The following is a 17,669-nucleotide window of genomic DNA, read 5'->3' as shown; positions in this document are numbered from 1 at the left end:
ATGGCTGCCTCCCGCCCCCGCCGCACGCAGTTGCCTGTGCGCGGGTCGGCGGGCAGGGGCAGCATGCCTTCGGGCAACGGCCATCCCGAGCCTGCCGGCGAGAGTGCGCACGTTCCCGAAGACGACGTGGACGCGTCGGCTGCAGACGCTCCGCTGCCGACGAACAACGCCATGGGCGCCGTGGGTGAGCTGGTCGGCGGCGAAGGCGCCGACGCGCTGACCATCTACCTGCGCCAGGTGCGCCGCACCGAGCTCTTCACGCCTGCCGAGGAATACCAGACCGCATGCGCCGCGCGTGCCGGTGACTTCGCCGCGCGGCAGTCGATGATCGAGCACAACCTGCGGCTTGTGGTCAACATCGCCAAGGCCTATCTGGGGCGGGGCGTGCCGCTGTCCGATCTCATCGAGGAGGGCAATCTGGGCCTGATGCACGCCATTACCAAGTTCGAGCCCGAGCGAGGCTTCCGCTTTTCGACTTATGCGACCTGGTGGATTCGCCAGTCGGTGGAGCGTGCGGTCATGACGCAGGCACGCGCGATCCGCCTGCCGGTGCACGTGGTGCGCGAGCTGCAGCAGGTGCTGAAGGCCCGCCGCACGCTCGAAGGCGACGCCGAATTTCTCGTGCATCGGCCGGACGGCGTTCGGGTGGAAGACATCGCGGCGCTGTTGGGGCGCGATGTGCAGTCCGTGGCCGAGCTTCTGGCGCTGTCCGAAGCCCCGCGCTCGCTGGACGCTGGCGACGCTCGGGGAGACGAGGGGTTCACGCTGGCCGACACTGTGGCCTCCGAGGACGAGCAGGGCAGCCCGACCGACGTGGCGCACACACGCGAGGTGGAGCGCCTGCTCGACCAGTGGGTGCAGGCCCTCGACGCACGTGAGCGCGAAGTGCTGGAGGGCCGCTACGGCCTCCACGACCGCGAGCCCGAAACGCTGGAGGTGCTGAGCGTGCGCCTGGGACTCACGCGGGAGCGTGTGCGGCAGATCCAGAACGAGGCGCTGGCCAAGATGCGGCGCCAGCTCGCCCGCTCCGGCGTGGGGCGTGACGCGCTGTTCTAGGGATATCCGGCCACGCTGAGACAATCGGGGGATGACGGAATCCATCGAAGAAAAGAAAGTCCCCGCGAATCCAGGCGAAGAATGGCTGAAGGTCGAGTCCCTCGACCTCGATGCGCAGGGCGTGGCGCACAAGTCCGACGGCATGGTCGTGTTCATCGAAGGCGCGCTGCCGTTCGAGGAAGTGCGGTTCAACGTCCATCGCCGCAAGAACAACTGGGAACAGGGCACGGTCACTGCCATCCGCCGCGAATCGTCGCAGCGGGTGCGCCCGGGCTGCCCGCATTTCGGCCTGCATACGGGTGCCTGCGGCGGCTGCAAGATGCAGCACCTCGATGCAGCCGCCCAGGTGGCAGTGAAGCAGCGCGCGCTGGAGGACAACCTCTGGCACCTTGGCAAGGTCAAGCCCGAGAACCTGCTGCGGCCGCTCGAGGGCCCGGCCTGGCACTACCGCTATCGCGCACGCCTCTCGGTGCGCCATGTGGTCAAGAAGGGCACGGTGCTGATCGGCTTTCACGAGCGCAAGAGCCGCTATCTGGCCGACATGCAGGTCTGCCCTGTGCTGCCGAAGCAGGTCAGCGAGATGCTGATGCCGCTGCGCGAGCTGATCGGCTCGATGGATGCGCGAGACACCTGCCCGCAGATCGAGCTGGCCTGCGGCGATGCGCCCGATTCTACGCGGCTCGGCACGATCGCTTTGGTGTTGCGCCACCTGGAGCCACTTTCGCGCGCGGACATCGACCGATTGAAGGCCTTTGCGGAGAAGAACGAAGGCGTCCAGTGGTGGCTGCAGCCCAAGGGGCCGGACACCGTGAAGCTGCTGGAAGAGGGGGGCACGCCGCTGGCGTACCGGTTGCCGGAGTTCGGCGTGACGATGCCGTTCAAGCCCACCGATTTCACGCAGGTCAATCCGCACATCAATCGGGCGCTGGTGGGCAAGGCGCTGCGCCTGCTCGACGTCCAATCCGACGAGCGCGTGATCGACTGGTTCTGCGGCCTGGGCAATTTCACGCTGCCGCTGGCGAGCCGGGCGCGCGAGGTGCTGGGCATCGAAGGCAGCGATACGCTGGTGGCGCGCGCGACCGACAACTTCAAGAGGAATCAGCCAGCCACGTCGGCTCGCCGCGAGTTGTCGCCTGCGACGTTCGTGGCGCGCAACCTGTTCGAAATGACGCCGGAGATGCTGGTGGCCGACGGCGGCGCCGACAAGTGGCTGGTCGATCCGCCGCGCGAAGGCGCATTCGCGCTGGCCAAGGCCATCGCCGATCTTCATCAGCAGCCCGATCTGCGCACCGACGGCTGGACGCCGCCGAAGCGCATCGTGTACGTAAGCTGCAACCCGTCGACGCTCGCGCGCGATGCGGGGCTGCTGGTGCATCAGGCGGGCTATCGCTGCACCCATGCGGGGGTGGTCAACATGTTCCCGCACACGGCGCACGTGGAGTCGATAGCGGTTTTCGAGTTGGAATGAAAAAGGGCCCGGAGGGGCCCCTTTCGTTGGACGCGTGTGCGTCGCTCAGTCGCGCTCGCCGCCGAAGATGCCCAGCAGTGCCAGCAGGCTCTGGAACACATTGAACAGGTCGAGGTACAGGGCGAGCGTGGCGCTGATGTAGTTGGTTTCGCCGCCGTCGATGATCTGCTTCAAGTCATAGAGCATGTAGGCCGAGAAGATGCCGATGGCGGCAACCGAGATGACCAGCATGCCGGTGGTCGAGCCGACGAACACGTTGATGATCGCGCCGATCATCAGAACCATTGCGCCGACGAACAGGAACTTGCCCATGCCCGACAGGTCGCGCTTGATGACGGTGGCCAGCGAGGCCATCACGAAGAACACGCCAGCGGTGCCGCCGAATGCCGTCATGATGAGTTCGGACCCGTTCTTGAAGCCGAGCACCATCGCGATCAGGCGCGACAGCATCAGGCCCATGAAGAACGTGAATGCCAGCAGCACGGGCACGCCGGCCGCGGAGTTCTTGGTCTTCTCGATGGCGAACATGAAGCCGAAGGCACCGCCGAGGAAGACGATGAGGCCCAGGCCACCGGTGAGCGAGCGGGTGATGCCGGTGCTGACGCCGACCCAGGCGCCCAACACGGTGGGCAGCAGGCTCAGTGCGAGAAGCCAGTAGGTATTGCGCAGCACGCGCTGGCGCTCAGCCTGCGCCAATGGCTGGCCGTAGCCGGAAGAAGTGTCTAGGGTGGTAACGCGGTCGTTCATGGCCGGAGCTCCTGTGGTTGCTGCATGACGCAGTTGGGCGCATTCTAGGGGGCCGCAAGAGGGGGTACCGGAAAAACCGTATGCGGGGTGTTCCCAAGCCCTGAAGGCGCCCCTAGCGCCATGGCCGTTATGCTCTCGGGTTTCACGCAAACTGAGCTCATCCATCATGAAGACCAAGTCATTCCTCGAACTCGCCGACGTCAAGACCATCGCCGCAGCGGCCGAAGCCGAGGCTCTCAAGAACAACTGGGCAGTGACCATCGCGATCTCGGACGACGCCGGCAACCTGCTCTGGCTGCAGCGCCTGGACGGCGCGGCGGCGCTGTCTTCGCACATCGCTCCCGCCAAGGCCCACACGGCAGCCATGGGGCGACGCGAAAGCAAGGTCTACGAGGACATCATCAACGGTGGCCGGACCGCGTTCCTGACGGCGCCTGAAGTACAGGGCCTGCTCGAAGGCGGCGTGCCGATCGTGAAGGACGGCCACGTGATCGGCGCAGTCGGCGTGAGCGGCGTGAAGTCGAATGAAGACGCGCAGGTCGCCAAGGCCGGCATCGCGGCTCTGGGCGTCTGAATTTTCTCCGCACAAAGCAAAACGCCGACTTCGAGGTCGGCGTTTTTGTTTGGGCTGCTTCAGCGTGGAAAAAAAGCTTGGCTAGTCGGCGAACCGTTGGCTAGCAAAAAACGACCCTTCGGAGATGAATCTCCTTGAGTCGCCCCACGATGAAACTTGCGCGAAGGGCGGGCTGGATGACTTACTTGGTCAGGATCAGCTTGCCGAGTTTGGTGGCTTGCAGCCGATAGAGGGAGCCGTTGTGCATGATGCCGACGGTTTTGCTTCCTTTCAGAAGCTCCGTGCTTTCGAGCATCGGCACCGGACGCGTTGCCTGGATCGACGCATGGCCGCCACCCGACTGGTCGAGCGAAGGATGGTTCAGAACAGAAAAGGCATTCGGTGTGGCTGGCATCTGTGGTTCCCTTATCGAAGCGATGAGCGAATGATAATGATTCGCAAATAGAAGTCAATCGCCGCGATCAACTTTTTTTGCTTGCTCTCTTGCTTTCAGCTCACTTGGGGTCGGGTTCAGTGACAAAACCGATCTTGCGCACGCCGGCTTCGCGGGCTTCCGACATCGCCTTGGCCACTCGCTCGTAGCGAACAGCCTTGTCGCCGCGAATGTGGAGCTCGGGCTGCGGCTCCTTGGCGGCTTCTGCGGCCAAGCGACCGGGCAACTCGCTGTCGTCGATCTTCTGCTCGTTCCAGTAGTAGGCGCCGTCGGCAGTCACGCTGAACAGGATGTTCTGCGGTTTGGGTTGTTCCGGCTCGCTGGTGGCGCGCGGCAGGTCGATGTTGACTGCATGCTTCATCACCGGCACGGTGATGATGAAGATGATGAGCAGCACCAGCATGACGTCGACCAGCGGCGTCATGTTGATCTCGTTCATCACCTCATCGGGTTCGTCTTGTGTTCCGAAGGCCATGATGCTCAGCCCTTCTTGAGCGGAACCACGATGGCATCGCTGCCGCCGCTTTGCACACGCGCGCCGGTCACGAAGTAGGCGTGCAGGTCATGGGCGAAGGCGTTGAGCTTGGTCAGCACGAACTTGTTGCCGCGCACCAGCGCGTTGTAGCCCAGCACCGCCGGAATGGCCACGGCAAGGCCGAGGGCCGTCATGATCAGCGCTTCGCCGATCGGGCCGGCCACCTTGTCGATGGTTGCCTGGCCGGCCGAGCCGATGCTCATGAGCGCGTGGTAGATGCCCCAGACGGTGCCGAACAGCCCGATGAATGGAGCCGTGGAGCCGACCGAAGCCAGGATCGCCAGGCCGGTCTGCAGGCGGGCGGTGAAGGCGTCGATGCCGTTGCGCAGGGCGCGCGTGATCCAGTCGCTCACATCCAGCGCATCGTGCAGGTGGGCCTTGGTGTTGCGGTGGTGCGCGGCTGCCTCGCGGCCTTCGAGGGCGAGTGCGCGGAAGGGGTTACTGTCGTCCTTGCCCAGCTTGTTCAGGGCGGTGGCGAAGTCTTCGCTGTGCCAGAAGTCCTGCGAGTGCTTGGCCAGACGCTTGTAACGGATGACGTCGAGCGCCTTGACGATGATGACGATCCACGACGCGAGCGACATGCCGATCAGCAGCACTGCCACGGCCTTCGTGACGAAATCGCCCTGATTCCAGACGTTCATCAAGCCGAATTGAGAATCCATGCGTACTACTCCAAAAAATTACTGGGAAAGATTGAACCGGATGGGCGCCTTCAGCATGTAGACCGTGGCCTCGTTGGCCCCCGGTTGCTTGAATGGCGTCACTTGCGAAGACATCAACGCTTCGCGCGCGGCCTGGTCGAGCCGCTCGTAACCGCTGGACTTGAAGATTTCCGCCCGCTTGGGAATGCCCGCGCTGTTGAAATACACCGCGATGACCACGACGCCGGATTCGCCCAGGCGCCTGCTCATTGCAGGGAACACGACGCGCGGTTCGCGCACGTATTGCGTCTGGCCTTCGCTGATTTCGACCAGCTTGGGCGCCGGCGGTGCGGGGGGCGGCGCCGGCGGCGGCTCCGGAGCGGGTGGCGGAATGGGCGCTGGAGGCGGAGGCGGCTCGACGCTGCCCGTGGGGGCGTTCGGCGCGGGCGTCGGTTTGGGCTCCCGGATCGCCTGGGGCCGCGGAGGCGGCGGCACCTTGGCCACCTTTTTCTCCGGCGGAGGAGGCGGGGGCGGTGGTGGCGGCGCCGGCTTGGGCGGTTCGACGAGCTGGCTGATGATCTCCACGGGGATCACCACTTCGGCGGCACGGCGCAGCAACCCGCTCTGGAGCGCCCAGAGCGCAGCGGCGTGAAACAGGACGACCCCGCCGGCAATGACGACATTGCGCGAAAGGCCGAAGAGGGAAGGAGGGGGGGCGAAGCGGTCAGACACGATCAACCATTCGAATGCGGGCACCCCCAAAGGTGCCCCGATTGCAGCAAAACCGCTACGAAGACGCCACAGGCGCTACTTGCGAAAGATCCACCAGACCGAGCCTGCGACGAAGATCAGGCTGCCGCCGAGTGCCGAGACGAGTTCCATGCTTTGCTTTCCTTGATGGAGTTGGCAAGCTGGATCGCTCTCGGACCCGATTCGCAATTCAATGCGGCAACCGGGTGCGAAGCGCTGCACTGCGCGACGATATCGCGCGCGCAACCTTCACATTGGCCACATTGGGTGGCGACGCCAAGCTCGAATTGCACTTCGTCGAAAGTCATCCCGGCGCGCACATGGCGTGCGATTTCGCGGTCGGAGACTCGGCGGCAGACACAAACGATCATGGCGGTGAAAGCGGCAGTTGGCTGGCTGTTGGATGTGGGCGATTATAAATAAGAATCCATCGCATTCACAATAACTATGTGTTACTGATTCATGCAACAACCAGGCCGCTTGGAGTCAGACTTCAGACCAGAGCCGCAGCAGGTTGTGGTAATGCCCTGTCAGCGCCACGGTTTCCTCGCATTCACCGAGGCGTGCACGAAGCTTCTGGATGTTCTGGTCGAGCTCGAAAAGCATCCCGCGCTGCTGATCGCTGCGGACCATGCTCTGCAGCCAGAAGAAGGAGCAGATCCGCGCACCGCGAGTCACCGGATGCACCCGGTGAAGGCTGCTCGCCGGATAAAGGATGAGGTCTCCCGCCGGAAGCTTCACCTCGTGCGAACCGTAAGTGTCGATCACCTCCAGCTCTCCGCCCTCGTAGTCTTCCGGATCGCACAGGAAGAGGGTGCAAGACAGGTCGGTGCGCAATTGCTGCCCGGTGCCAGGCAAGGCTCGCACCGCGCCGTCGACATGGACGCCGTAGTGCTCGCCTCCCTCGTAGCGATTGAAAAGCGGCGGCACGAAACGCGATGGAAGAGCGGCCGAGAAGAAGAGCGGGTTCCGCGCCAGTGCCGCCAACACGATGCTGCCCAACTCCTTGCCCACAGGAGAATGCTCCGGCAGCTGGCGGTTGCGCTTGACCTGCGCCCCTTGCGCCCCCACCGTTTCGCGTCCATCGGTCCATTGCGCGGCGTCGAGTGCGGCGCGCATCTCGCGCGCCTGCTCGGGGCTCAGCACTTCGGGCACATGCAGCATCATTTTCAGGAACTCCGCAATGAGAAAAGCCCCGGCGCGGGCCGGGGCTCGAGTGTCGCACCGCACCGGGTTGGCCCGGTGCACGCGAGAAGGACCGTCAGAACGCGAAGTTCGCGGTGATCTTGGCCGATCGGGGGATGCCCGGCGTGTAGCGGTAGCCGCTCTTGTTGATGGCCGCCACGTAGTCCTTGTTGAACAGGTTGTACACGTTCAGCTGGATGTCGATGTTCTTGTTGATGCGATAGGAAGCCATCGCGTCGAACACCCAGTACGAGTCGACATACGCTGGCGTGCCCACCGCGCCGTCGGTGCCGCGCTGCAGCTTGCCGTTGTAGCGCGCGCCGCCGCCCAGCGTGAGGCCGAACGGGAACTGGTAGGTGGTCCAGAGCGTGAAGGCCTTCTTCGGCGTGTAGGCGAGCGCGGTCGAGCCGTCCGCCAGCACCGAGGGGCCGCTCAGCACGCGGGTGTTCATGGTGGTGAAGCCCGAACTCACGCCCCAGTTGTCGGTCAGCGCGCCCGACACGCCGAGTTCCACGCCCTGCACGCGCTTCTTGCCGGTCTGGAAGTACTGCTGCGTGACCGAGTCCTGCACGACCTCGTTGCTCACGTCGGTGCGATACAGCGCCGCCGTCAGGGCCACGCGCTTGTTCAGCACGTCCCACTTGGTGCCGAGTTCGTAGGTCTTGGCCTTCTGCGGAAGGAAGTCGGTGCGCCCGGCGCTGTTGCCGGTGCCGCCGGCGGCCAGCTGGAAGTTGGCGCCGCCCGGGGGCTGCGCGGCGGTACCGTAGGCCGCGTAGACGCTGCTGTTCTCCGTCGGCTTGTAGACCAGGCCGATCTTGCCGGAGAGCAGGTTGTCCGATAGCTTCAGGTTGGTCGGCGTGATCGTCGACGTCTGCGGGCCGTTGCCGGTGCGCGCCAGCGTCAGCGCAGTGGCGTTGTAGGTGGTCGAGTAGTGATCGTAGCGCAGGCCGGCGGTCAGCTGCCATTGCTCGTTGAACTTCAGCGTGTCGAAGGCGTACAGGCCGATGGTGTCGGTGCTGCCGTCCGAGCCGGTGCCGTTGGCGATGCGGTTGTAGCCGGCAACGTACGGGTTCGGGTTGTACAGGTTGGCGGCGGGCCAGGAGCCGGCGGCTGCCAGCGTGGTGCCCACGCTGGCGAAGCCCTGCGTGTAGAAGTTGTTGGCCGTCTGCTTCTCGCGGATGAATTCGAGGCCGCCGTTGAACGAGTGGCTGATGCTGCCCGTGTTGAACTTGGCCGACAGGCTCGTCTGGTTGGTGAAGATCGTGTTTTCCTGGTCCTTGTTGGTGGGCAGGTTGCGCGTGATCGTCCAGCTTGCGGGGATCGTCGGGATGACGGTGTTGATGAAGCCGGAATTCACGGCGGGCAGGGTGCCGACGCCGTTCGTCGAGGTCAGTCCGCCGCCCATGAACGACGTCAGCATGTAGTCCTGCGACGTCTTGCCGTAGCGCGTGGTGTTGCGGATGGTGATGTCGGGCGTGAGGTCGTGCTCGATGCGCGCGGTGAACATGTCGGCCGTCACGTTGTCGAAGTCCGAGCTGGTGCCGTAGAAGTTGCTCGAATCCACGCGCGGCGCGTAGTTCAGGTAGGTGCGGCGGGCCAGGCCGCGGTTGATCGCGGTGGCGTCGGGCGTGGTGTAGCCCGGCAGGCCGATGGTGGGGACGCCACCGTCGGGAACGTTGTTCTGCTTGACGTGCAGGTAGTCGAGGAAGATGCGCGTCGGGCTGTTCAGGCCGAGGGCGAGAGAAGGCGCGATCGCCCAGCGCTTGTTCTTGACGAAGTCGCGGCCGGCCACGCCGCCGTCTTCGCTCACTGCATTGAGGCGGAAAGCCGCTCCGATGCCGTTGGCACCGCTCAGCGACTTGTTCCAGTCGACGCTGCCACGCTTGAAGTCGGCGCTGCCGAAGCTCAGCGAGCCGAGGAAGCTGTCTTCCATCGACGGCTTCTTGGTGACGAGGTTGATGTAGCCGGTGGGCGAGGTGCGGCCCACGTCGGTGCCCGACGGGCCCTTCACGACTTCGACCTGGTCGATGTTGAAGATGTCGCGCGAGACCGAGCCCAGGTCGCGGATGCCGTCGACGAAGATCGCGCTGGAGCTGTCGAAGCCGCGCATGAAGACAGCGTCGCCGGTGTTGGTGTTGCCGTTCTCGCCGAGGAAGAAAGTGCCCACGCCGGGGGTGTTGCGAAGCGCCTCGGTCAGCGTGGTCGCGCCCTGGTCGCGAATGATCTGTTCCTTGATGACCTGGATGGTCTGGGGCGTGTTCACGAGAGGAGCGGTGAACTTGGGGTTGGCCGAGTTGTCGGCCTTGTAGTCGGTGACTGCGGAGTCCTGCACGCGCACTTCAGGCAGCGCCCCACCCGATTGGGCCAGGGCGCCGGGAGCCGCAATGGCCATCAGCGTTGCGGCGGCGGCGCCGGAAAGATGTGGAACGGCACGCGCAACAGGGTGTTTGCGGCTCTTGATGTAGGCCATGAAGTTTTCTCCGAAAGGGCGGGCGTCAGGACTCGACTGGCATGTCCGTACGACCTGGATTCCTTGGAGAAACACGAGGGAGGACTGGCTGGGTGAGTCGATTTGCGAATGTTCACAAATCGCTGCGAATGATATTGGTTCTCAATACTAAAATTGACACCAGAGCGAAACTAAGCCGAAAGTTGTGTCAATTTCGTTGCGGCCCAACAACGCGAGCGAAGCAGTTGGCCTTCTTCAGTAGACGTCTCGCCGATAGCGGCCGCTGGCCGCGAGTTCGATGAGCTGCGCCTCACCCGCGATCTGGCGCAACGCCGCATCCACGCCCGAGGCCATTCCTTGAAGGCTGCCGCAGACGTAGATGGCGGCGCCATCGCGCAGCCACTGCAGCACGGTGTCTGCCGACTGCAGCAGCCGGTGCTGCACGTAGAAGCGATCGGCCTGGTCGCGCGAGAACACCATGTCCAGGCGCTTCAGCGTTCCGTTGGCCTGCCATACCTCGATTTCATCGCGATAGAGGAAGTCGTGCGCCACCTGGCGCTCCCCGAACACCAGCCAGTTGTCGTGCCTGCCCATGGCTGCACACGCGCGAAGGTGCGCGCGCAACCCGGCGATGCCTGTGCCGTTGCCGATGAGAATCAGCGGCCGTGCTTCGTTGCCGTCGAGGCGGAAGCTTCGATGCTCCCGCACGCGCAGCGCAACCGTGTCGCCGATGCCCAGGGTGGACGTGAGCAGTCCCGAGGCCGCGCCGAGCGTGCCGTCCGGATGCCGCTCCTGCCGCACGAGCAACTGCAATTCGCCGTCGGCATGCACCGAGGCGATGGAGTAGTCGCGCGGGCGTTTCGGATCGCTCGCGACGACCACCTGCGCAAGATCGCCCGAGGCCCAGTACGGCAGCGGTCCGCCGGCCTGAGGCACCAGCCCGAGATGGAAGACCGGCCAGCCCGCGCTGCCCGGGTTGAGATGCTCGCGCGAGACGAGCCGCCATGGAGCGAAACCCGCGCCTTCGGCATCGCCTGCGGATGCGGGCGGGTCTCCCCAATGCGCATGCCATGCGGCCAGCGCGGCCGGGTCGCTGTTGTCGACCTCGATGCGATCGAATTCGCGCCTGGCGCCCGCGGCCTGCAGCCACTCGTCGAGCGCACGACCGAAGCCGCAGAAGTTGGCGTACTGGCGGTCGCCGAGCGCCAGTACGGCGTAGCTCAGCGAAGACAGTGCCGGCGATGAATTCATCACCCGTTCGACGAACACGCTGGCGCCGTCCGGCGCATCGCCTTCGCCATAGGTGCTCGCGATGAAGAGCGCGCGGGAGGCGGCTGCCAGCGTCGATGCATCGAGCGCGTTCAGCTCCATCGCGCGCGCCGGCGTATTCGCCGCACTCAGCTGCCGAGCGGTCTGCCACGCGATGGCTTCGGCCTGGCCGGTCTGGCTGGCGAACAGCACGAGAACAGGAGCTTCGCCGCTGCCTGCCGATAACGCCGCCGAGTCGCGCGCGGCTTCGGCCTTGCGGCTGCGCTCGCGCAGGTAGATCGACGCACAGAGCGCTGCATACGCCGCGACGGTGGAAACCGCGCCCAGTGCGCGCCAGGCGAAGTCGTTCATGCAGCGGCCGCTGCGGGCCAGGCGCGCGTGGTCTTCGCCTCTGGCGCCGGATCGCCGTGGCTCACGAACAGCGCGGCGATCTCGTGCCGCTGCGCGAAGTCGAATCCTTCTTCCGGCCCGAGCACCGTCAGCACGGTGGCGAGCGCATCGGCCTGCATGCACTCCGCGTGAAGCACGGTGACGCTGGCCAGCGGGTGCGCGACCGGCTCTCCCGTTCGCGGATCGATGGTGTGCGACCAATGGCGCCCCTCGTGCGAGCGCCGATGCCACCGGTCGCCCGAGGTGGCGATGGCCATGTCCGCGAGCGCCACGCGGCGCGCGCCGTAAGGATCGCCGTCAACGAGCACTTGCCAGGGCTGTCCTCCAGGGCGTTTGCCAATGCCCCGCAGTTCTCCGCCGATTTCGAGAAGCGCGTCGGCGATATCCAGTGTGCGCAGGGCTTCGATGCCGTGGTCCACCGCGAACCCTTTCGCGATGCCTGAGAGATCGAGCGTTGCGCCCCCGGGCTGCAGGAGCGAGCCTTCCGCTTCGTCGAACGCCAGCCGGGACCAGCCGACGCGCCCGCGCGCTTCGGCCAGCGCGGCCTCGCCGGGCAGGCCCGCCTGTTCCGCTTCCGGCCCGAAGCCCCAGCACGCGACCAGCGGACCCACGCTCGGGTCGATCGCGCCGCCGCTTGCCGCTGCCCACCGGGAAGCACATCGCATGACCGCGGCGAACTCCGGCGGCAGCACATGGCGCGACCCGGCCTGCGCGCGGTTGAACCGGCTGATGTCCGAGTCCGGCTCCCAGTGGCTCATTTGCGCGATCACGCGGCCGAGCGCTGATTCCACGGCCTCCCTTACCCGCGCCAGCGGCAGCATTCGCGGATTGTCGAAGCGCAGCGACCAGGTGGTACCCATGGTCTCGCCGCCCAGTTGCTGGAGCGTCGCGGGATCGGCGGGGCGTGGAACGGCCGCGTTGGCGTAGCCGCCAGCGCGCCAGGTGCTGAACGAAAGGCCCAAGGGAGAAGCTCGCTCTATCGCAGCCTCAGGGCATCACTTCGAGCGTGGCCGCGTAGCTCAGGCGGCGCTCCCTGGCCTGCGGCACCGTGGTCTTGTTGTCCTTGGTGCTGGCGTCGAGCCAGTACATGCCGGCGGTTGGCCATGTCACGCTGAACTGGCCCTTGTCGTCGGTCTTGAGCTTGATTTCCTCGAGCTTGTCGCGGTACTGCGTGTTGCCCGCGGTCACCGTCACCTCGAGCCCCTTGGCGGGCTGCCCATCGAGGTTCAGCGTGAAGGTGGCTTTCTCGCCCTTGACCAGATCGGTCGGGCTGCCGGCGGCGATCAGCTCCAGGCCCTGGCCGACCGGCTTGAGCGCGGAAGGCTTGCCGACCGTCACGAAGGTCTCGATGCGGCCCGACGACTGGGTGATGGCCACGTCCTGCGCATCGGCCGGAATTTCCTTGCCGATGGTCTCGGCCGTGCCGCGCGCTCGCTTGGTCTGGCCGGTGGCCTTGTCCTTCCAGCTCGCGAAAGCTCCGGCGTTGATCACGGCGATGCGGTAGGTGCCAGCCTGCGCGACGCTCACGTCGAACACGTTGCGCAACTTGAGCTTGGCCTCGGTCTCCGGCTTGACGGTGCTGCCGTCGGGCGCGGTGATCTGCAGGCCGTCGAGGCGCAGCGGCGCGTGGTTGGCGACGAACAGGTCGTTGGACACGGCGGCGTCGACCGTCACGGTGTCGGCCTTGGAGAACACGGTGGACGATGGCAGCAGCCAGGCGTTGTGCGCCTGGGCGAGCGATGCGGCACTGGAGAGGGCGATGGCGAGGGAGGCGAGGCGCAGGTTGAAGCGGGTCATGGCGGTTCCTTTTGTGATGCGGCGGGCTGGTCGTTGGAGAACAGAAGAGATCAAGGCTTGAGTTCGAGCCTGATCTCGCCGAGTTCTTCCTTGCCCGTGGCGGTCGGCTGCGCCGCTGCCGTCGGGGGCCACTGAAAGGGAATGCTCACGACTTCGCGGCCGCCGACTTCGCGCGCGGCCTCCACCACGAGCTTGTATGCGCCGGGCGCGAGCCTGGGCATGGGCGCCGTGCCCTCGGTGAAGCTCAACTGGTGCTTGCCGGCAGGCTTGGTCGCCCCCGTCACGCCGTCGACCGGCACCGAGAGCTCGCGGCCGCCGCGTCGCCACCACTGGCGCATGTCCTTCAGCCACTTGGTGCCTTCGCCCTCCGGGTTGTTGGTTTTGGTGCGCACGTCGTACCACACGGCCAGCGTGCCGGCGACGGTGTTGTCCGCGCGCTCGATCCAGGTTGCCACGTAGGGACGGTGGTACTCGGAGACGTTCAGCCGTGGGATCTCGATGTTGACGGCCAGCCCCGACGCGAAGGCCGGAGCCGCGAACAGCGCCGACATGGCCAGCGGCGCGAGTGAGTAGCGAACGTGCACGGGAAACCTCTTTCCTGGATCTGGATGAATTGATGAACGAAATCAGTGAATGAACAGCAGCGCGAGCAGCACGGGCACCACCAGCCCCATGCCGACCATCGGCCAGGTGAACGGCCGGTTGCCCGCATGCATCTTGAGAATGAAGAGGCCGGTGATCGAGAACACCAGGGCCGCGCCCGCGAAGATGTCGATGAACCAGCTCCAGGCGGTGCCGGTGTTGCGGCCCTTGTGGAGATCGTTGAAGTAGGAGAGCCAGCCGCGATCGGTGCGCTCGTACTCGATCTCGCCGTCGGACAGGCTCAGGCGCAGCCATGCGTCGCCGCCGGGGCGGGGCAGCGACAGGTAGATTTCGTCGTCGGACCACTCGGCCTCGCGGCTGGCGGTGGAGATGTCCCAGTGCTTCTGCACCCAGGCCTGGAGTTCAGGGGGCAGGGGAGCCTTGCCCTTGAGGGCCTTGGCGGCAGGCTGCTGCTTTTCGAGTTGGGCGCGCAGCGCCTCGTCGATCGAGCCGTTCAGCCGGGTGACGACCGGCTTGGCCTCGATCTGGCTGGCGTGGTTGAGGGTGAATCCCGTCACGCTGAACAGGATCATGCCGATGAGGCAGATGGCCGAGCTCACCCAATGCCATTCGTGCAGGGTCTTGAGCCAATAGGCACGGCGGCGGTTGTCGGGGCGGATCGCAGTCATCGAAGGCGCGGATTCTATCCGTGCGAATGAGAATGACTGTTATTCGTGGCGGGTTAAGTTACGTAAAGCAATAAAAAACGGGACCGAAGTCCCGTTTTGCTGGCGGCAGCGAAGCCGGCCTTATTCGAGCTCGCCCATCTGCGACTGCAGGTAGTTCTGCAGGCCGACCTTGTCGATCAGGTCGATCTGGGTTTCGAGGAAGTCGATGTGCTCCTCGGTGTCGTCCAGGATCTCCTGGAGCAGGTCGCGCGAGACATAGTCGCGCACCGATTCGCAATGCGCGATGCCGTCCTTGATGGTGGCCTGCGCGCCGGTCTCGGCACCGAGGTCGCAGCGCAGCAGTTCGGGCACGTCTTCGCCGATGTTCAGCTTGCCGAGGTCCTGCAGGTTCGGCAGGCCGTCGAGCATGAAGATGCGGTCCATGAGCTTGTCGGCATGCTTCATCTCGCCGATAGATTCCTCGTATTCCTTCTTCGCCAGCTTGTCCAGGCCCCAGTGCTTGAGCATGCGGTAGTGCAGGAAGTACTGGTTGATCGCGGTCAGCTCGTTCTTGAGCTGAGCCTGCAGGTGTTCGATGACTTTTGCGTCGCCCTTCATGGCTTTTTCCTTGTTCTGAAAGCGGTGATTGTCAGAGGCGGAAAGGAGCGCTTGCAAGCAATCCCATGCTGCGCCGGTCTGCATGCGTGTGATGGTGATACACGTTCGTATTGATCGTGTGTCAGGCGTATTTCGCAGTCATCGAAAACATAGCGAGTCCCAATACTTTTAATAGGTGATAACTATGAATATTGGAGGATTGGTAGTTATACTCATGGCTCGCCCTTATCTTTGTTCATCCGCAGCATCCAAGGAATCAACATGTCCCTGATCAATACCCAAGTTCAGCCCTTCAAGACCCAGGCCTACCTCAACGGCAAGTTCATCGAAGTTTCCGACGAGTCGCTCAAGGGCAAGTGGTCCGTGCTGATCTTCATGCCGGCGGCCTTCACCTTCAACTGCCCGACCGAAGTCGAGGACGCGGCCGACAACTACGCCGAGTTCCAGAAGCTGGGCGCCGAGGTCTATATCGTGACCACCGACACGCACTTCTCGCACAAGGTCTGGCACGACACCTCGCCGGCCGTCGGCAAGGCCAAGTTCCCGCTGGTCGGCGACCCGACCCATGTGCTGACCAACGCCTTCGGCGTGCACATCCCCGAAGAAGGCCTGGCGCTGCGCGGCACCTTCGTGATCAACCCCGAAGGCATCATCAAGACCGCCGAAGTGCACTCCAACGAAATCGCCCGCGACGTGAAGGAAACGCTGCGCAAGCTGAAGGCAGCGGTCTACACCGCCGCCCACCCGAACGAAGTCTGCCCGGCCAAGTGGAATGAAGGCGACAAAACGATCGCCCCGTCGCTGGACCTCGTCGGCAAGATCTGAGCGTCACCCGCGCGAAAGCCCGGGCGCTCATAGGCCCCCGGGCTTTTTCAGCCCCATTTGATAGTTTTACGTTATCGAAAGAGAGTCCCTCATGCTCGACGCAAACACCAAAGCCCAATTGAAGAGTTACCTCGAGCGCGCCACGCAGCCGATCGAGATCGTCGCCTCGCTCGACGACAGCAAGGCCTCGGGCGAGATGCTGTCGCTGCTGAAGGACGTTGCCGAATCGTCCCCGCTGGTCAGGCTGACCGAAAGCCGCGACGACAACCACCGCAAGCCCTCGTTCTCGGTCAACCGCCCGAGCGAAAACCACGGCCCGCGCTTCGCCGGCCTGCCGATGGGCCATGAATTCACGTCGCTGATCCTTGCCCTGCTGCAGATCGGCGGCTATCCCCCGAAGGTCGAGCAGGCCGTGCTCGACCAGATCAAGGCGCTCGACGGCGACTTCGAGTTCGAGGTCTACGTCTCGCTCACCTGCCACAACTGCCCGGACGTGGTCCAGGCGCTGAACCTGATGGCAGTGCAGAACCCGCGCATCCGCACCACGATGATCGAGGGCGGCACCTTCCAGGAGGAGGTGAAGGAGCGCCAGATCATGGCCGTGCCGACGGTGTTCCTCAACGGCACCGAGTTCGGTCAGGGCCGGATGAGCCTGGAAGAGATCCTCGCCAAGATCGACACGAGCGGCGTCGAGCGCGAAGCCAAGAAGATCGACGGCAAGGATCCGTTCGACGTGCTGATCGTCGGCGGCGGCCCCGCCGGCGCGGCAGCGGCCGTGTACGCGGCGCGCAAGGGCATCCGCACCGGCGTGGCCTCCGAGCGCTTCGGCGGCCAGGTGCTCGACACCATGGGCATCGAGAACTTCATCTCGATCAAGGAAACCGAGGGACCGAAGTTCGCTCACGCGCTCGAGGAGCATGTGCGCGACTACGACGTCGACATCATGAACCTGCAGCGCGCCAAGGCGCTCGTGCCGGGCGACGGCCTGATCGAAGTGCAGCTCGAGAGCGGCGCCTCGCTCAAAAGCAAGTCGGTCATCATTTCGACCGGTGCGCGCTGGCGCAACATCAACGTGCCCGGCGAGCACGAGTTCAAGAACAAGGGCGTGGCCTATTGCCCGCACTGCGACGGCCCGCTCTTCAAGGGCAAGCGTGTGGCGGTGATCGGCGGCGGCAACTCGGGTGTCGAGGCGGCCATCGACCTCGCCGGCATCGTCGGTCATGTCACGCTGATCGAGTTCGACACGCAACTGCGCGCCGACGCCGTGCTGCAGCGCAAGCTCAAGAGCCTGAAGAACGTCGACGTGTTCACCAACGCGCAGACCACCGAGATCACCGGCGACCAGAAGGTCAACGGCCTGATCTACAAGGACCGTGCGACGGGCGAGTCGAAGAAGGTCGAGCTCGAAGGCGTGTTCATCCAGATCGGCCTGGTGCCCAACACCGACTGGCTCAAGGGCACGGTCGAGCTGTCGAAGCACGGCGAGATCATCGTCGACGCGCGCGGCCAGACCTCGGTGCCGGGCGTGTTCGCGGCGGGCGATGCGACCACGGTGCCGTTCAAGCAGATCATCATCGCGGCCGGCGATGGCGCGAAGGCTGCGCTGGGTGCGTTCGACCACCTGATTCGCACCTCGGCCCCTGCGTAAGCCGCCATTCCGGCGATGCAAAGCGCAAAAAGCG

Annotated in this window: 19 protein-coding genes; 5 read left to right on the top strand and 14 right to left on the bottom strand. The window is 64.8% G+C overall.

The annotated features are described in order from the left end of the window. Both ABL844_RS21345 and rlmD read left to right on the top strand, forming a co-directional pair. Positions 1 to 1,056: a sigma-70 family RNA polymerase sigma factor gene (locus ABL844_RS21345; RefSeq protein ID WP_418128821.1), complete on the top strand. Its 1,056-nt coding sequence runs from the start codon at positions 1 to 3 to the stop codon at positions 1,054 to 1,056. Between the two features lie 31 nt (positions 1,057 to 1,087). After that, complete coding sequence (rlmD, locus tag ABL844_RS21340) at positions 1,088 to 2,524, top strand: 23S rRNA (uracil(1939)-C(5))-methyltransferase RlmD (RefSeq protein ID WP_418128820.1); 1,437 nt, start codon at positions 1,088 to 1,090, stop codon at positions 2,522 to 2,524. Positions 2,525 to 2,569: 45 nt separating this feature from the next. Here rlmD and ABL844_RS21335 read toward each other — a convergent pair whose 3' ends face one another. Beyond that, positions 2,570 to 3,271: a Bax inhibitor-1/YccA family protein gene (locus tag ABL844_RS21335; protein WP_418128819.1), complete on the bottom strand. Its 702-nt coding sequence runs from the start codon at positions 3,269 to 3,271 to the stop codon at positions 2,570 to 2,572. Positions 3,272 to 3,437: 166 nt separating this feature from the next. On the opposite strand from ABL844_RS21335, the gene ABL844_RS21330 reads away from it, so the two are divergent. Beyond that, complete coding sequence (locus ABL844_RS21330) at positions 3,438 to 3,845, top strand: GlcG/HbpS family heme-binding protein (RefSeq protein WP_418128818.1); 408 nt, start codon at positions 3,438 to 3,440, stop codon at positions 3,843 to 3,845. 181 nt (positions 3,846 to 4,026) lie between these two features. Here ABL844_RS21330 and hemP read toward each other — a convergent pair whose 3' ends face one another. The 13 genes from hemP to bfr all read right to left on the bottom strand — a co-directional run bounded on the left by hemP (position 4,027) and on the right by bfr (position 15,162). Beyond that, positions 4,027 to 4,239 carry a hemin uptake protein HemP gene (gene hemP / locus ABL844_RS21325; RefSeq protein ID WP_019655899.1) on the bottom strand — a complete coding sequence of 71 codons (213 nt, stop codon included), beginning with the start codon at positions 4,237 to 4,239 and terminating at the stop codon, positions 4,027 to 4,029. A gap of 100 nt (positions 4,240 to 4,339) precedes the next feature. Next, positions 4,340 to 4,753 carry an ExbD/TolR family protein gene (locus ABL844_RS21320; RefSeq protein WP_126025898.1) on the bottom strand — a complete coding sequence of 138 codons (414 nt, stop codon included), beginning with the start codon at positions 4,751 to 4,753 and terminating at the stop codon, positions 4,340 to 4,342. Positions 4,754 to 4,758: 5 nt separating this feature from the next. Further along, complete coding sequence (locus ABL844_RS21315) at positions 4,759 to 5,475, bottom strand: MotA/TolQ/ExbB proton channel family protein (protein WP_126025897.1); 717 nt, start codon at positions 5,473 to 5,475, stop codon at positions 4,759 to 4,761. 18 nt (positions 5,476 to 5,493) lie between these two features. Further along, the gene (locus tag ABL844_RS21310; RefSeq protein ID WP_311737056.1) at positions 5,494 to 6,186 is read right to left on the bottom strand and encodes an energy transducer TonB; all 693 of its coding nucleotides are present in this window, start codon (positions 6,184 to 6,186) and stop codon (positions 5,494 to 5,496) included. Positions 6,187 to 6,302: 116 nt separating this feature from the next. Further along, positions 6,303 to 6,575 (bottom strand): (2Fe-2S)-binding protein, encoded by a 273-nt coding sequence (locus ABL844_RS21305; RefSeq protein WP_126025895.1) that lies wholly within the window; start codon positions 6,573 to 6,575, stop codon positions 6,303 to 6,305. Positions 6,576 to 6,690: 115 nt separating this feature from the next. Further along, positions 6,691 to 7,371, bottom strand: coding sequence for a Fe2+-dependent dioxygenase (locus ABL844_RS21300; protein WP_184641349.1), 681 nt, complete (start codon positions 7,369 to 7,371; stop codon positions 6,691 to 6,693). A gap of 94 nt (positions 7,372 to 7,465) precedes the next feature. Further along, on the bottom strand, positions 7,466 to 9,859 hold the full coding sequence (locus ABL844_RS21295) for a catecholate siderophore receptor Fiu (RefSeq protein WP_184641348.1): 2,394 nt from the start codon (positions 9,857 to 9,859) through the stop codon (positions 7,466 to 7,468). A 234-nt stretch (positions 9,860 to 10,093) separates the two neighbouring features. Next, positions 10,094 to 11,458, bottom strand: coding sequence for a sulfite reductase subunit alpha (locus ABL844_RS21290; RefSeq protein ID WP_184641347.1), 1,365 nt, complete (start codon positions 11,456 to 11,458; stop codon positions 10,094 to 10,096). Beyond that, complete coding sequence (locus ABL844_RS21285) at positions 11,455 to 12,459, bottom strand: FAD:protein FMN transferase (RefSeq protein WP_184641346.1); 1,005 nt, start codon at positions 12,457 to 12,459, stop codon at positions 11,455 to 11,457. The genes ABL844_RS21290 and ABL844_RS21285 overlap by 4 nt, the downstream gene beginning before the upstream one ends. Before the next feature lie 25 nt (positions 12,460 to 12,484). After that, the gene (locus ABL844_RS21280) at positions 12,485 to 13,294 is read right to left on the bottom strand and encodes a DUF4198 domain-containing protein (protein WP_221297707.1); all 810 of its coding nucleotides are present in this window, start codon (positions 13,292 to 13,294) and stop codon (positions 12,485 to 12,487) included. A 50-nt stretch (positions 13,295 to 13,344) separates the two neighbouring features. After that, positions 13,345 to 13,845 (bottom strand): DUF2271 domain-containing protein, encoded by a 501-nt coding sequence (locus ABL844_RS21275; protein ID WP_221297725.1) that lies wholly within the window; start codon positions 13,843 to 13,845, stop codon positions 13,345 to 13,347. A 75-nt stretch (positions 13,846 to 13,920) separates the two neighbouring features. Further along, complete coding sequence (locus ABL844_RS21270) at positions 13,921 to 14,565, bottom strand: PepSY-associated TM helix domain-containing protein (protein ID WP_184641344.1); 645 nt, start codon at positions 14,563 to 14,565, stop codon at positions 13,921 to 13,923. Between the two features lie 120 nt (positions 14,566 to 14,685). Then, entirely contained in the window at positions 14,686 to 15,162 is a 477-nt protein-coding gene (gene bfr / locus ABL844_RS21265) for a bacterioferritin (protein WP_126025887.1), read from the bottom strand. A gap of 261 nt (positions 15,163 to 15,423) precedes the next feature. Between bfr and ahpC the strand changes: the two genes are divergently transcribed. Beyond that, positions 15,424 to 15,987, top strand: a complete 564-nt coding sequence (ahpC, locus tag ABL844_RS21260; protein ID WP_126025886.1) for an alkyl hydroperoxide reductase subunit C — start codon at positions 15,424 to 15,426, stop codon at positions 15,985 to 15,987. A 91-nt stretch (positions 15,988 to 16,078) separates the two neighbouring features. Next, entirely contained in the window at positions 16,079 to 17,635 is a 1,557-nt protein-coding gene (gene ahpF / locus ABL844_RS21255) for an alkyl hydroperoxide reductase subunit F (RefSeq protein WP_369661587.1), read from the top strand. Positions 17,636 to 17,669: the final 34 nt, after the last annotated feature.

The sequence above is a fragment of the Variovorax sp. 278MFTsu5.1 genome (genome assembly GCF_048305045.1).
GTDB classification, from domain to species: domain Bacteria; phylum Pseudomonadota; class Gammaproteobacteria; order Burkholderiales; family Burkholderiaceae_C; genus Variovorax; species Variovorax guangxiensis.
Note: the sequence above shows the minus strand (reverse complement) of the source record. Positions and strands in the feature narration are given on the sequence as shown.